This is a genomic window from Amycolatopsis sp. MEPSY49 (genome assembly GCF_051337345.1).
Taxonomy (GTDB): Bacteria; Actinomycetota; Actinomycetes; order Mycobacteriales; family Pseudonocardiaceae; genus Amycolatopsis.
The window spans coordinates 488,051-502,225 of sequence record NZ_JBDLYJ010000007.1; the positions used below are offsets into that span (position 1 = coordinate 488,051).

Here is a 14,175-nt window from a genome sequence, read left to right on the forward strand (position 1 = left end):
CACGAGCAGGTGGCCGCGTACTGGCAGAGGATGAGCACGTGGGACGCAAATTCGGCAAACGAGGCAAGCCCGGCACGGGTTCGCCCCAGGACCCGGCGGCGCTGTTCGGCGCGCCCCAGCCGCCGAGGCAGTCGGCGCGCCCCGCGTCCAGCACGCCGTTGGCCGACCAGCTGGCCCAGGGCTACCCGGGCGTGGACCCGGGGTACGTGGTGTTGCCGAGGTCGTTGGCGGAGGGTATGTCGCTGCCGTGGCAGCACCAGATGGCGGCGCTGCTGGCCCAGTTCCACGCCGAGCACGCTTCGCTGGCATGGCCGATCTATCGCGTGGTGCCGTCGCGGTACGAGCGGCTGGCGGATCTGGACGAGGAGCAGCTGGCCGAGGCGGGCTACCTGGTCGAGATGGACGCCGACGGCGAGATGGTCTACCGCGAGCGCAGCGGGCGGAAGGTGGAGGACCCGGAGAACACGTCGGTGCTGGTGTCGTGCCTGGACCCGATCCCGCGACCGGCGGCGCGTCCGGCGTCACCTACGGGGGCCCCGCCGGGCCAGGTGCCGGCGCCGATGAACATCGGGCCGGCACCGGTGTGGCGGACGGTCCCGCAGCCACCCCCGTCGACCTCTGGGGGGTGGGGGCGGCCGGCGGAGGAGGGGAGTTCGGCTCGGTCGGGTCCGCCTGCACCCGCGGGAGCGCCCCGCCATGCGGCGCCGGAGCGGTCTTTCTCCGCGCCGCCGGGGGAGGTGGTTGACGAGGTCCCGTCGACGGCTGGGTCCGGGGCGCGTTTTGTCGCGCCGGTTCCGGTGGAGCACGAGCCGCAGGCGTCTTCCGCGCAACCGTCGCCTGCGGCTGTCGAGCCGCCCTTCGACGGTGGGCGATCGTTTGCCGGTGGTGCGCAGCAGTCGGCTGTCGAGCCGGCGTTGCAGTCTCAGTCGGCCGTTGAGCCGCAGCCGTTGTCGGTTGCTGAGCAGGAGCAGCGGCCGGTTGGGGCGCAGCAGCCGGAATCGCCGGGCGTGGCGCAGCAGCAACCGGTCGCCGAGTCTGGGCCGACTGTCGAGGCGGAGCCGGCTTCGCCGGGCGTGGCGCAGCAGCAGGCGATTGTCGAGCCGCCGGTGCAGTCGCCGCGGCCCGTGGAGCCGGAACCGGCGGCCGCGGATGAGCGGCAATCGTCTCCGGAGCCGGAGCCGGAGCCGGAGCCGGAGCCGGAGCCGGAGCCGGAGCCGGAGCCGGAAGCGGAGGCCGGGGACCAGCCACAACCGGTCGCCGAGCACGAGGTGCAGCCGCGGCGGGTTGATGAATCGGAATCACCGTTCGTCGCTCAGCAGCAGTCACCAGCCGAATCCGCGGTGCAGCCTCGGCCGCCTGTTGAGCCGATGGTCCCGGGCGAGCAGCAACCGTCTGCCGAGCCGGAGCCGCCGTCGGCGACTGCTGACCAGCCGCGACCGGTCGCCGAGCCGCAGGCGCGGCCGGAACTGCCCGTTGAGCGGGGTCCGGAGCCGGCGGTCGCGGGCGAGCAGCGTCTGGTCGCTGAGTCGGTCGCGCAGCCGAAACTGCCGGTGGAGTCGCAGCCGGAATCGGCGGTCGCGGGCGAGCAGCATCCGGTTGCTGAGTCGGTCGCGCAGCCGGTACTTCCTGTCGAGTCGCAGCCGGGATCGCCGGCCACGGCTCACCAGCAACCGATCGCTGAGTCGGCGGCCGTGGATCAGCTGCGATCGCCCGCTGAATCGGCGGTGGAGTCGCGGCCGTCGGTTGAGTCGCAGCCGGAGTTGCCAGGTGCGGCTCAATCGCAATCGCCTGCCGAGTCGGAGCCGCAGTCATCGGCCGCGGAGCAGTGGCAATCGTCTGCCGAGTCGGCCGCGCAGCCGGAGCCGGATTCGCCGGAAATGGCGCACCAGCAACCGATCGCCGAGTCGCCTGCCTCGCCACAGCGGCCCGTCGAGCCGGAGCCGGCGGCAGCGGATGAGCGGCAATCGCCTGCCGAATCGGCGGCACAGCCGCAGTCGCCTGGTGAGTCGGCGGCTGCCCGTCCGCAATCGCCTGCCGAGCCGGTGCAGTCACAGCGGCCTGCTGAGCCGGAGTCGGTGGCCGCGGACCAGCGGCGATCGCCTGTCGAGTCGGAGGCGCAGCCCGAGCCGCCTGCCGACTCGGAGCCGCTGTCGGCGGCTGCGGATCAGCCGCCACCGGTCGCCGAGTCGGTGGTGGAGTCGCGACCGCCTGTTGAGTCGCCTGCCGTGGTTCCGTCGCATTCGCCTGTTGAGTCGGCGGAGCTGCCGCAGGCGATTGCCGAGCCGACGCCGCCCGTCGAGTCGCACTCGACCGGGCATCAGCAGCCCGTTGTGCCCGGACCGCAATCGCAACCGCCCACATCGACTCAGCAGCCGCCCGCTGCGGCTCAGCATCAGCCGCTCAGTGGGCCGCCGCCGCAGGCTGGCTCGCAGCTGCCGTCCAGCGGCCTCCAGCCGCCTGCCCCGCCGCAGCCTGCAGGCCTTCAGCCGCCTATTGGGACGCAGCCGCCTGCTACCTCGCAGCAACCCGCCGCCGGGTCGCAGCAGCAGCCGGTCGCCGCGCCGCAGCAGCCCGCCGTTGGGACGCAGCCGCCTGCCACCCAGCAGCCGGCTGCCGCGCCGCAGCAGCCCGCCGCGGGGCCGCAGCCGCCTGCCACCCAGCAGCCGGCTGCCGCGCCGCAGCACCCCGCCACGGGGCCGCAGCAGCCTGCTTCGCAGCAGTCGGCTGCCGCGCCGCAGCACGCCGCCGCGGGGTCGCAGCAGCCTGCTTCGCATCAGCCGGCTGCCGCGCCGCAGCACGCCGCGGCCGGGCCGCAGCAGGCCTCGCAACAGCCCCACGCCACCCCGCAACAGCCACCTGCCGGGCCTCAGCCGCCCGCCCCGCAGCAGCTGCCCGGCAACCCGCCGCAGCAACCTGCCGCGCCGCCGTGGAAGACCAACCCCACTCCGCCCGTCCGGCCCGCCAAACCGGTCTTCCCGGGCCCGGAATCAACCCCTCAGCCCTTCCCGGCCCGCCACGCCGCCCCGGCGCGTCCGGTCTTCCCCGGCCCCGGCACCATGCCCCCGGCGCCACCCACCGCGCGCCCGGTCTTCCCGGGCCCGGACACCCCGCTCCCGCAACCCTCGAAAGACCAGCAAGAGCCCGCCACCCCGCCGCGCGGCACCCCGCGTGGGTGGTTCGACGAGTTCACCGACCAGCCACAAGAACCCCAGGAACCCCAGGACTTCGGCCCCACCGGGCAGCCGACCGAGATCCCCTACCGGTACAAGCGCTGAAAAACCGGCTCCGAGGTGCGAACCTGGGTTCATGGCGAAAGACCCGAACCCGGACCAGGGGTGGTACTACAACACCCGCACCCACCAGGTCGAGCACCTCGAACGCAGCCGCAGCGTCGACCTGCTCGGCCCCTATCCCGACGAGGCCACCGCCCGCCGGGCGCTCGACATCGCCAAGGAACGGACCCGGCAGGCCGACGCCGCCGACGCTGCCTGGAACGACGACTAAAGACGACTAAGACGACTAGACCGCCAACCGCGGCCCCAGCACGAACTCCGGGTCCACCTGCGCAGCCAGATCCGCGCCCGCCCAGGCGCGCGCGTTGCGCAGGTGGAACTCCACCGCCTGGCGCTGGTAGCGGGCCCAGTCGCGCTGCTCCGCGTCCACCGCCGCGTGCATCGAGCGCAGCGTCGACAAGTTGCGTGGCTCGAGCTCGGTGATCGGCCGGGCCGCGCCGCGCTCCGCCGCGCGTACGTGCCCGGACGCCGACATCCACCCCAGCAACGCCGAACCGACCTGGTCCTGCAGGAACTCGACGTCGTCGGCGTCGGTCACCTTGTTGCCGACCACCACCAGCCGCACGCCGTAGTCGCGCGCGTAGTCCGCGTACTGGCGGTACACGCCCACGCTCCGGACCGTCGGCTCGCACACCAGGAACGTCACGTCGAACCGCGTGAACAGCCCCGACGCGAACGCGTCCGCCCCCGCGGTCATGTCCATCACGACGTACTCGCCCTCGACGTCCACCAGGTGGTTGAGCAGCAGCTCGGCCGCCCCCACTTTCGAGTGGTAGCACTTGACGCCCAGGTCGTCCTCGTCGAACTGCCCGGTGACGCCGAGCCGCACGCCGCCCAGCTGCCGGAAACACGCCGAGAACACCGGGTTGTCCTCGAACGGCCGGACCAGCCGCGACCCGCGGCCCGGCGGCGTCGTCTTGATCATCGACGCCGCGTCGGGGATCCGCGGGTTGTCGCCGCGCAGGTAGTCCTTGATCAGCGCCATGTTGTCGCCGAGCGTCGGCCAGGCGAGCGCTTCCTCCTCGGTCGCGCCGAGCGCCACCGCGAGGTGCTGGTTGATGTCGGCGTCGATGGCGAGCACCGGCAGGCCGGCGTCGGCGAGGTACGCGACGAACAGCGACGACAGCGTGGTCTTGCCGCTGCCACCCTTGCCGACGAACGCGATCTTCACGAGAGAACCCTTCCTGAGAATGAAGACGGTTTTCATTATTACCGGTCAACGTACACCCGACCGGCCCGCGCCCGATCGGGCGATCATCCGGTCCTTCCGGGGTTAGGGTTGGGGGGTGCCTCCCCTGGTGATCAGGACACACTCGGCGGGCGGGGACTTCGGCCCCCTGCGCGCCGAGTTCTCGCTGCCGGAGTCGTTCGGGCCCGATGTGCTGGCCGAGGCGGAGGCGGCGGTCCTCGACCCGCTGGCCGAACGCCGTGAAGACGCGACGGACCTGCCGTTCGTCACCATCGACCCGCCCGGCGCCAAGGACCTCGACCAGGCGATGGTCGTCGAGAAGACCGCGCACGGCTTCCGCGTGCACTACGCGATCGCCGACCTGGCGTCGTTCGTCCCGCCCGGCGGCGCGCTCGATCGCGAGTCGCGCCTGCGCGGCCAGACGCTCTACCTGCCGGACGGGAACGTCCCGCTGCACCCGCCGGTCCTGTCCGAAGGCGCCGCGAGCCTGCTGCCCGGCGAGATCCGGCCCGCGGTGCTCTGGACCATCGAAACCGACGAAGCGGGCGAGCCGACCGCGACGCGGGTGCGCCGCGCGCTGGTCCGGTCCACCGAGCAGTTCGACTACGAGACGGTCCAGGCCGCGCTCGACGCCGGGAACCCGCACCCGTCGGTGGCCGCGCTGCCCGAACTGGGCCGGCGACGGCGCGAACTGGCCGTCCGGCGCGGCGCCGTCGAGCTGCAGCTGCCGGAGCAGGAGATCAGCGGCAACCCGGACGGCGGCTGGGTCCTCGCGCGCCGGCCGCGCACCGTCGTCGACGCGTGGAACGCCGAAATCTCGCTGCTCACCGGGATGGCCGCGGCGCGGATCATGATCGACGCGCGGGTCGGCGTCCTGCGCACGCTGCCCGACCCGGAACCCGAGGCCGTCGACTGGCTGCGCCGGTCCGCCGACGCGCTGGGCATCGCGTGGCCGTCCGGCGCGACCGTTTCGGAGTTCCTGTCCCGGCTGGACCCGGGGCAGCCGGCGTCGATGGCGCTCTACGCCGACACGACGCGGCTGCTGCGCGGCGCGGGCTACACGGCGTTCGACGGCGAGCTGCCCGCGTTGACGACGCACGCGGGCATCGGCGGCGCGTACGCGCACGTGACGGCGCCGATCCGGCGGCTCGTCGACCGGTTCGCGACGGAGATCTGCCTCGCCGTCTCGGCCGGCCGCGAGGTACCGGAGTGGGTGCGGGCGGCGCTCGCGGACGTCCCGGACCGGATGATGGCGTCGGACACGCTCGCCGCGAAGGTCGAGCGCGCGTGCATCGACCAGGTCGAGGCGTGGGTGCTGGCCGAGCACATCGGCGGCGAGTTCAGCGCGGTGGTGCTGCGCGCGGACGAGAACAAGGCGGAGATCCTCGTCGAGGACCCGACGGTGATGGCGAAGTGCGCGGGCGAGAAGCTGACCGCGGGGGAGCGGATCGGCGTGCGGCTGACCGCGGTGGACGTCGAGAAGCGGAAGGTGTCGTTCGAACGCGCATGACTTTCGTCGACGATCTCGGGGAGCCGGTGCCGCTTTCGGGCCCGGCATCGCGAGTGGTTTCGCTGGTGCCGTCGCTGACCGAAGCGGTCGAGCTGAGCGCGCCCGGCCGCCTGATCGGCGCGACGGACTACTGCACGCATCCGTCCGATTTGGACGTCCCGCGGGTGGGCGGGTCGAAGTACCCGAAGCTCGACCGGGTGCTGGACCTGGCACCCGACCTCGTACTGGCCAATTCCGAGGAGAACCGCCAGGAGGACGTGGAACGCTTGCGCGCCAACGGGATCCCGGTGTGGGTGATGGCCGCGGCGGCGTCGGTGCCGGCGGCGCTGGGCTCGCTGCGGCGGATCCTGGGGCAGGCGTACGAGCTGGACGAGCCGGAGTGGCTGGTCACGGCGGAGGAGCTCTGGCGCGAGACCCGGCCGGTCCGGTTCCACGCGGTGGTCCCGGTGTGGCGCAAGCCGTGGATCGTCCTGGGCCGCGACACCTTCGGCGGCGACGTGTTGCGGCGGGTGGGGGTGGCGAACGTGTACGCGGGTTCGTCGGAGCGGTACCCGCGGCCGGACGTGGAGGAACTGCGGGCCCACTTCGCGGCCGACGCGGATCTGCTGGTGCTGCCGGACGAGCCTTACCTGTTCACGGAGGAGGACGGCCCGGACCACTTCCCGGACGCGCGGTACGTCCTGGTCTCGGGCCGCCACCTCACGTGGTACGGACCTTCACTCGTCGAGGCGCACGAGGCTCTTACAGCGTCAATCCCGTCAGAACCGTGACCCGCTCCTCGGTGAAGTCCGCCATCGCCGACGCGGGGCCCTCGCGGCCCACCCCGGAGTCCTTCACCCCGCCGTACGGCATCTGATCGGCGCGGAAGCTCGGCACGTCACCGACGAGAACGCCACCCACGCGAAGCGCCGCCGACACCTCGAACGCCGTCGGCAGGTCGCGCGTGAACACGCCCGCCTGCAGTCCGAAGCGGGACGCGTTGATCCGCGCCACCCCCTCGGCCACCGACGCCACCCGGACCAGCGAGACCACCGGCCCGAACACCTCCTCGGCCATCACCGACGCGTCCTCCGGGACGTCCGCCAGCACCGTCGGCTCCACCGTCGCCCCCGAGCGGCCGCCGCCCGTCAGCAAGCGCGCGCCCGAAGACACCGCGTCGGAAACCCAGGATGAAACCCGGGCAGCCGCGTCCTCGTTGATCAACGGGCCCACGTCCACGCCGTCCGCGCGCGGGTCGCCGGTGCGCAGCGAAGCGACCTGCTCGACGACCTTCGAAGCCAACGCGTCGAAAACGGAATCGTGCGCGTACACCCGCTGCACCGAAATGCACGACTGCCCCGCCTGGTACATCGCGAACGTCGCGATCCGCTGGGCCGCGAAGTCGAGGTCCGGCCAATCCGGACAGACGAGCACCGCGCCGTTCCCACCCAGCTCCAAAGCCACGTGCTTGCGCGGGACGCGGTCGCGGATCGCCCAGCCGACCGGGACCGAACCCGTGAACGACACCACCGGCAGCCTCGGATCCTCGACCAGCCGCGACGACGTCTCGTTGTCCACCGGCAAGATGGACCACGAGCCGGCGGGGAGATCCGTCGAAGCCAGGATTTCGCCCAGCAGCAACGCCGTCAGCGGCGTCGCCGGCGCGGGCTTCAGCACGATCGGCGCGCCCACCGCGATCGCCGGGGCCACCTTGTGCGCCACCAGGTTCAGCGGGAAGTTGAACGGCGTGATGCCCAGCACCGGGCCGCGCGGCACGCGGCGGACCAGCGCCAGCCGGCCGGTGCCGCCCGGGTCGGTGTCGAGGCGCTGCAGCTCGCCCGAGAAGCGGCGGGCCTCCTCGGCGGCCCAGCGGAACGTCGACACCGCGCGGCCGACCTCGCCGCGTGCCCACTTGAGCGGCTTGCCGGACTCGGCGGTGATCAGCGCCGCGATCTCTTCGGACCGCTCACCCAGTGAACGGGACACGTGGTCCAACGCCCCGGCGCGGACGTGCGCGGGCAGCGTCGCGAACTCGTCGGCGACGTCGTGCGCCGCCTGCACCGCGGCTTCGACGTCCGCAGCCGACGGCACGAAGTGCGACCCGGCGGAGGAGCCGTCGAACGAGTGCCGGACAACGGCGGTCGCACCGCCGGTCACCGGCTTTCCGGCGACCCAGAAGGGGAAAGTCATGCGCGAGCCTCCGTGCGGACAGCGTGCTCGAGGACCGAGAGGCCCTCGTCGAGCAGGTCGTTGGACAGGGACAGCGGCGGCAGGAGCCGGACGACGTTGCCGTAGGTGCCGCAGGTCAGCACCACCACGCCGGCCCGGTGGCAGGCCGCCGCGACGCGCTTGGTGAGGTCGGCGTCCGGCTCCGAAGTTCCCGGACGAACGAACTCCGCCGCCAGCATCGCGCCGCGGCCGCGGACGTCACCGATCACGCCGGTCTCGGAAGCCAGTGCGCGAAGCCGTGGCAGGACAACGTTTTCGATGCGCTTGGCCGAGTCCGCGAGGTTCTCCGTCTTCATCGTCTCGATCGAGCCCAGCGCGGCCGCGCACGCGATCGGGTTGCCGCCGTACGTACCGCCGAGACCGCCCGGGCCGACGGCGTCGAGCAGGGCGGCGCGGCCGGTGACCGCCGACAGCGGCAGGCCGCCCGCGATGCCCTTGGCCGTCGCGATGAGGTCCGGGACCACGTCCTCGTCGGTGGACGCGAACCAGGAACCGGTGCGGCAGAAGCCCGTCTGGACCTCGTCGGCGACGAACACGACGCCGTTTTCGCGGCACCACTCGGAAATCGCGGGCAGGAAGCCGCGGGCGGGCTCGATGAACCCGCCTTCGCCTTGGATCGGCTCCAGCACGACCGCGGCCACCTGGTCACCGCCGATCTGCTTCTCGATCCGGTCGATCGCCAGCGCGGCCGCTTCGGGGCCGGACAGGCCGTCGCGGTACGGGTACGAGCCCGGCACGCGGTAGACCTCGGGCGCGAACGGGCCGAAGCCGTGCTTGTAGGGCACCGACTTCGCGGTCATGCCCATCGTCAGGTTGGTGCGGCCGTGGTACGCGTGGTCGAACACGACGACGGCCTGGCGCCCGGTCGCGACGCGGGCGATCTTCACCGCGTTCTCGACGGCTTCGGCGCCGGAGTTGAACAGCACCGACTTCTTCGCGTGGTCGCCCGGCGTCAGTTCGGCCAGCGCCTCGCAGACCTCGACGTACCCCTCGTACGGCGTGACCATGAAACAGGTGTGGGTGAACCAGCAGGCCTGCTTGCGGACGCGGTCGACGACGGCCGGCGCCGAGTGCCCGACGTTGGTCACCGCGATGCCGGAGCCGAAGTCGATCAGGACGTTGCCGTCGGCGTCGGTGAGCAGGCCGCCGCTGGCCGAGGTGACGTAGACGGGCAGCACCGAGCTGACCCCGGCGGCGACGGCGTTCGCGCGGCGCTCCTGCAACTCGCGCGAGGCGGGGCCGGGGATTTCGGTACGCAGCCTGCGCTGCCGGGGCGCCGGGGCCTGCGGCGCGGCGGTGGTGCTTGCGGTCACGGCGTGCTCCTGGGGAAGGTCGGTGGACGTCCTCAGGATGAGCGGTTACCGGACGGTCGTCAGCTGGCCGTTCTGTACAAGAAGGCGCGTATGATTGGCCGTTATGGCACTCACCGTGGCCGGTCTGGCCGCCGACCGCGCGCTCGGGCTGCGGGTGCTGACCGGCGAAGACGTCCTCGACCGGCCGATCGGGTGGGTCCACCCGACGGAGCTGACCGACCCGCAGGCGTTCCTCGAAGGCGGCGAGCTGCTGCTCACGACCGGGCTGGCCCTGGACGAGGAGACGTCGCCGTCCTACGTGCGCCGGCTGGTGGACGCGGGGGTGGCGGGGCTCGGCTTCGGCGTCGGGTTGAGCCACGAGTCCGTGCCGCGCTCGCTGGTGGCGACGGCGGCGGAGGTCGGCCTGCCGGTGCTGGAGGTGCCGCGCGAGACGCCGTTCATCGCGATCACCCGCGCGGTCTCCCGGGCGGTGGCGGCCGACGAGTACGCGACGACGGTCCGGATCGGCAACGCCCAGCAGGAGCTGACCCGCACGGCGGTCGGCAAGGGCGGCCCGGCGGGGGTGCTGCGCAAGCTGGCGAAGCTCGTCGACGGCTGGGTGCTGCTCCTCGACCGCACAACCGTCTCTGAAGCGGCTCCGGCGAGTGCACGCGCGTATGGCGCTTCGCTGCGCGAGGAACTGGAGCGGCTTCGCGCCGGTACGCGGGTTGTCGCGCTCGACGGGCAGGAAGTCGTGCTGCAGACCCTCGACACCAGCGCGCGCCGCGTGCTCGCCGTCGGGGCGTCGCTGGACACGGCGGGGCGGCACATCGTCAACACGGCGGTTTCGGTGCTTTCCCTGGCGCTGGAACAGGATCGCGCGCAGGCGGCGGCGCGGGAGGCGCTGCGGACCGGGCTGCTGGAGCTGCTGGTGGGCGGCCAGGCCGAGCTGGCCCTGCGGGTGCTGGCCGCCTCCGGGGCCGAGGCGCCGGCCGCGCCGTGGTCGGTGCTGGTGTTCGCGGGCCCGCCCGCCGCGCGGCGCAAGCTGCTCGGGGCGCTGGAGAACGAGCCGGTGTTCGCCGCGCGGCACGGCTCGTCGGTGGTCGCGCTCGGCGCCGCCGGCGCCGTGACGGACGCGGCGCTGCGGATCGGCGGCCTGCACGGGGGCGTGGCCGGCCCGGTGTCCACATCGGACTTCGCGACCGGGCTGGAGCAGGCGGAACTGGCCTGCCGGGTCGCGGAGGCGGAGGGCAAGGTCCTGGTGTCGGCGGCGGAGCACACGGGCCGCGGCCTGCTGTCCCTGATCGAACCGACGGTCGCGCAAGCGTTCGCGCGCGGCCTGCTGACGCCGTTGCGAGAGCACGATTCGACCGGTCGCGGAGACTTGGAGACGTCGTTGCGCTGCTGGCTGGAGCACCACGGCCACTGGGACGTCGCGGCGGCGCGGCTGGGCGTCCACCGGCACACGCTGCGGAACCGGATCCGCAAGGCCGGGGAACTCCTGGGCCGGGATCTGGACTCACCGGGCGTGCGCGCGGAGCTTTGGGTGGCGCTGCAGGCCTAGCCGCCGGTCACGAGGACCATCGGCGAGTCCCCGCAACGACGCAAGGACGGCCCCGGTTCCGCGCCAGCGGACCACCAAGCCGGGACGTCGGCCTCCCGCACCAGCGACCCGGTCGGCTGCCGCACGCTGTTGGACACGATCACCCGCCCCTGCGCGTTCAGCAGTGCCGCCCCGCGCCCCAACGACCGCAGCCGGGGACGTACCGCGCGCTCGAACTCGCGCACGTACACGTCCGCGCCCACGACTCCCGCGAACGCGCCGCCGAGGAGCACCGGGATCGTGAACGTCAGCGTGTACTCGTCGGTGCACAGGTAATCGACGTACGGGCCGTTGATGTGCCGCCGCCCGGTGTCTCGGGGGACCGTGAACCACGACTGGCGCGTGTAGTCCAGGAAGTTCTCGCTCGCCGGGTCCAGGCTGATGAACAGCTGGGACGGCGGCTCGCCCGCGGAACAAGTCCACCACTCGAAACCGAACTCGGAATCGGCCAGCACGCGCGGGGCGCTGACGAAACCCGCGCCGATGACCAGGCCGCCGAGCGCCTCGATGACCTGCGGGCGGATCCGGTGCAGCCCCGCCGCGGACGGGGCGTCGGCCAGCACCGACTCGGCCGCCGCCAGCAGGGGCTTCAGCCGTTCGAAGACCCCTTCCACCAGCGCCGAAACCTGCTCGACGATCTCGTCGCCGGCCAGCGTGCGGGTGTCGTTCACGGTGCTCACCTCGATACGCGGAGTAGGGCGGCGTGACTGAGCCGGCCAAAAGCAGGCCGCCCCTGTGCAGCACGCAACCGTTGACGCGAAACTCTTCGGCCGTGACTGTGGCCGGGTCAGTCACCATCGGCAGAGTACGGGGTGAGCAGGTCGAGGTGCACGTCCGCCAAGCGGTCGAGCGCGCCCAGGATGTGTTCCTCGGTGAGCTTGCGGGCCAGCTCGCCGTCCGCGGCCGCGATCGCCGTCGTGATCGCCGCGTGCTCCTCGCAGGCGTGCGAACCCGGGTCGAGCGGCAGCCACAGCAGCCCGCCTCGCTCGGTCTGCAGCTGGAGTTCTTCGTGCGTCAGCCGCGGCGACTGCGCGGCCGCCGCGACTTCCAGGTGGAACTGCCGCTCCGCCCGCGTGAAGTCGATGCCGTGCGCCGTCCGGAGGTCGTCGGCCGCCAGCCGCAGCCGCGCGATGTCCTCCGGCGAGCTGCGTTCGGCCGCGAGCTTGGCGGCGGCACCGGCGATCGCCAGGTAGTGGTCGCCGACGTCGCGCAGGTCCGACAAGGACACCTCGCGCAACCGCGAGCGCCACTCGTCCGGGGGAGGGTTGGCCGGCGCGCGGACGAAGCTGCCGCCGCTGCGCCCGCGCCGCGTCTCGACCAGCCCCTGCTGCCGCAAGGCCACCAGCGCTTCCCGGACGGTCACGGTCGAGACGCCGAACTGCGCGCTGAGGTCGGCTTCGCTCGGCAGCTGCTCCTGGTCGGCGAGCAGGCCGAGCGTGATGGCGTCGGCCAGCCGCGCCGCCACCGCCTCCGCCCGGCCGACCTGGCCGAGCGGCGCGAACATGGCGGACCGCGCGCTGTGCGACATGCCCTTGCGCATCGTGACCCTTCGCCTCGCCGGCAACCCGTTCGCACCAATCTTGCCTGATCCCCTTGTCCTATTACATATGGACTTATATGTTTTAGCCTCCCGACCGCAGCCAGGAGGCACCGTGCACGAGCTGAAGCACTACGTCGGCGGCGCGTACGTCGAGTCCAAGTCGGGCCGGACGGCGGAGATCATCGACCCGGTCACCGGGCGCCCCTACTGCACCGCGCCGATCGCCGGACCCGAGGACGTCGACAACGCGCTCCAGGTCGCCGCGACCGCGTTCGAGACCTGGCGCGCGACGACGCCGGCCCAGCGCCAGCTCGCGCTGCTGAAGATCGCCGACGCCCTCGAAGCCCGCGCCGACGAGGTCGTCCGCGTCGAATCCGCGAACACCGGCAAGCCGATCGCGCTGACCATGGCCGAAGAGATCCCGATGATCCTGGACCAGGTCCGCTTCTTCGCGGGCGCCGCGCGCGTGCTCGAAGGCCGGTCCGCCGGCGAGTACATGGAGGGCCACACCTCCTTCGTCCGCCGCGAGCCCGTCGGCGTGTGCGCCCAGGTCACGCCGTGGAACTACCCGCTGCTGATGGCCATCTGGAAGATCGCGCCCGCGCTCGCGGCCGGCAACACGGTCGTGCTCAAGCCGTCCGACACGACGCCGGCGTCGACGCTGCTGCTCGCCGAGATCGCCGGCGAGTTCCTGCCGCCGGGCGTGTTCAACGTCGTCTGCGGCGACCGCGACACCGGTCGCGCGCTGGTCGAGCACGACATCCCGGCGATGGTGTCGATCACCGGCTCGGTCCGGGCCGGCATCGAAGTCGCGCGCAGTGCCGCCAACGACGTCAAGCGCGTCCACCTCGAACTGGGCGGCAAGGCACCGGTCATCGTCTTCGCCGACGCGGACCTCGAAGCCGCCGCCGAAGCCATCGCCGTCGCCGGGTACTTCAACGCCGGCCAGGACTGCACCGCCGCCACCCGCGTGCTCGTCGCCGACGAAGTCCACGACACCTTCGTCGCGGCACTCGCCCGGCAGGCCGAGAACACGAAGACCGGCAAGCCCGACGACGAAGACGTCGCCTACGGACCGCTCAACAACGCGGCCCAGCTGGAAAAAGTGTCCGGGTTCATCGACCGGCTGCCGGAGCACGCGACCGTCCACTGTGGAGGACACCGTGCCGGCGAAGAGGGCTACTTCTACGAGGCCACCGTCGTCTCCGGGCTTCGCCAGGACGACGAGATGAGCCAGGACGAAATCTTCGGCCCGGTCATCACCGTCCAGCGGTTCGCCGGCGAAACCGAGGCGCTGAAGTCGGCGAACGCCGTCCAGTACGGCCTCGCGTCCTCGGTCTGGACCCGCGACCACCAGCGCGCAATGCGCCTGGCCGCGAAGCTCGACTTCGGCTGCGTCTGGATCAACACCCACATCCCCCTGGTGGCCGAGATGCCGCACGGCGGGTTCAAGAAGTCCGGCTACGGCAAGGACCTCTCGCTGTACGGCCTCGAGGACTACACCCGCGTCAAGCACGTGATGAGCGCACTGTGAGGGTCG

At 72.5% G+C, this 14,175-nt stretch carries 11 protein-coding genes; 6 read left to right on the forward strand and 5 right to left on the reverse strand.

The features are described from left to right. The first annotated feature begins 38 nt into the window (after positions 1-38). Together ABFJ78_RS31130 and ABFJ78_RS31135 are read left to right on the forward strand one after the other, a co-directional pair. Positions 39-3,275, forward strand: coding sequence for a hypothetical protein (locus ABFJ78_RS31130; RefSeq protein ID WP_436390115.1), 3,237 nt, complete (start codon positions 39-41; stop codon positions 3,273-3,275). A gap of 31 nt (positions 3,276-3,306) precedes the next feature. Then, positions 3,307-3,504, forward strand: a complete 198-nt coding sequence (locus ABFJ78_RS31135) for a hypothetical protein (RefSeq protein ID WP_436390116.1) — start codon at positions 3,307-3,309, stop codon at positions 3,502-3,504. Positions 3,505-3,519: 15 nt separating this feature from the next. On the opposite strand, the gene ABFJ78_RS31140 is transcribed toward ABFJ78_RS31135, so the two are convergent. Then, positions 3,520-4,464: an AAA family ATPase gene (locus ABFJ78_RS31140; protein WP_436390117.1), complete on the reverse strand. Its 945-nt coding sequence runs from the start codon at positions 4,462-4,464 to the stop codon at positions 3,520-3,522. 127 nt (positions 4,465-4,591) lie between these two features. Between ABFJ78_RS31140 and ABFJ78_RS31145 the strand changes: the two genes are divergently transcribed. Further along, complete coding sequence (locus ABFJ78_RS31145; protein ID WP_436390118.1) at positions 4,592-5,992, forward strand: RNB domain-containing ribonuclease; 1,401 nt, start codon at positions 4,592-4,594, stop codon at positions 5,990-5,992. Next, entirely contained in the window at positions 5,989-6,762 is a 774-nt protein-coding gene (locus ABFJ78_RS31150; RefSeq protein ID WP_436390119.1) for a helical backbone metal receptor, read from the forward strand. The genes ABFJ78_RS31145 and ABFJ78_RS31150 overlap by 4 nt, the downstream gene beginning before the upstream one ends. Here the strand turns inward: ABFJ78_RS31150 and ABFJ78_RS31155 are convergent. After that, positions 6,734-8,161 carry an aldehyde dehydrogenase family protein gene (locus ABFJ78_RS31155; RefSeq protein ID WP_436390120.1) on the reverse strand — a complete coding sequence of 476 codons (1,428 nt, stop codon included), beginning with the start codon at positions 8,159-8,161 and terminating at the stop codon, positions 6,734-6,736. The two genes, ABFJ78_RS31150 and ABFJ78_RS31155, sit on opposite strands and share 29 nt — an antisense overlap. Then, complete coding sequence (gene gabT / locus ABFJ78_RS31160; protein ID WP_436390121.1) at positions 8,158-9,513, reverse strand: 4-aminobutyrate--2-oxoglutarate transaminase; 1,356 nt, start codon at positions 9,511-9,513, stop codon at positions 8,158-8,160. Before gabT ends, ABFJ78_RS31155 begins: the two co-directional genes overlap by 4 nt. Before the next feature lie 103 nt (positions 9,514-9,616). On the opposite strand from gabT, the gene ABFJ78_RS31165 reads away from it, so the two are divergent. Further along, positions 9,617-11,056: a PucR family transcriptional regulator gene (locus ABFJ78_RS31165; protein ID WP_436390122.1), complete on the forward strand. Its 1,440-nt coding sequence runs from the start codon at positions 9,617-9,619 to the stop codon at positions 11,054-11,056. On the opposite strand, the gene ABFJ78_RS31170 is transcribed toward ABFJ78_RS31165, so the two are convergent. After that, positions 11,053-11,766, reverse strand: coding sequence for a cache domain-containing protein (locus ABFJ78_RS31170; RefSeq protein ID WP_436390123.1), 714 nt, complete (start codon positions 11,764-11,766; stop codon positions 11,053-11,055). The genes ABFJ78_RS31165 and ABFJ78_RS31170 overlap by 4 nt on opposite strands. A gap of 116 nt (positions 11,767-11,882) precedes the next feature. Further along, on the reverse strand, positions 11,883-12,635 hold the full coding sequence (locus tag ABFJ78_RS31175; protein WP_436390124.1) for a FadR/GntR family transcriptional regulator: 753 nt from the start codon (positions 12,633-12,635) through the stop codon (positions 11,883-11,885). Between the two features lie 112 nt (positions 12,636-12,747). On the opposite strand from ABFJ78_RS31175, the gene ABFJ78_RS31180 reads away from it, so the two are divergent. Continuing rightward, a complete protein-coding gene (locus ABFJ78_RS31180; RefSeq protein WP_436390125.1) occupies positions 12,748-14,169 on the forward strand; it encodes a gamma-aminobutyraldehyde dehydrogenase in 1,422 nt (473 codons plus the stop codon). Positions 14,170-14,175: the final 6 nt, after the last annotated feature.

Bases quoted from the DNA above. Each gene is read 5' to 3' on its own strand.
- ABFJ78_RS31155 (WP_436390120.1), bottom strand. From the start codon at position 8,161: ATGACTTTCCCCTTCTGGGTCGCCGGAAAGCCGGTGACCGGCGGTGCG.
- ABFJ78_RS31135 (WP_436390116.1), top strand. From the start codon at position 3,307: ATGGCGAAAGACCCGAACCCGGACCAGGGGTGGTACTACAACACCCGC.
- ABFJ78_RS31175 (WP_436390124.1), bottom strand. From the start codon at position 12,635: ATGCGCAAGGGCATGTCGCACAGCGCGCGGTCCGCCATGTTCGCGCCG.
- ABFJ78_RS31150 (WP_436390119.1), top strand. From the start codon at position 5,989: ATGACTTTCGTCGACGATCTCGGGGAGCCGGTGCCGCTTTCGGGCCCG.
- ABFJ78_RS31165 (WP_436390122.1), top strand. From the start codon at position 9,617: ATGGCACTCACCGTGGCCGGTCTGGCCGCCGACCGCGCGCTCGGGCTG.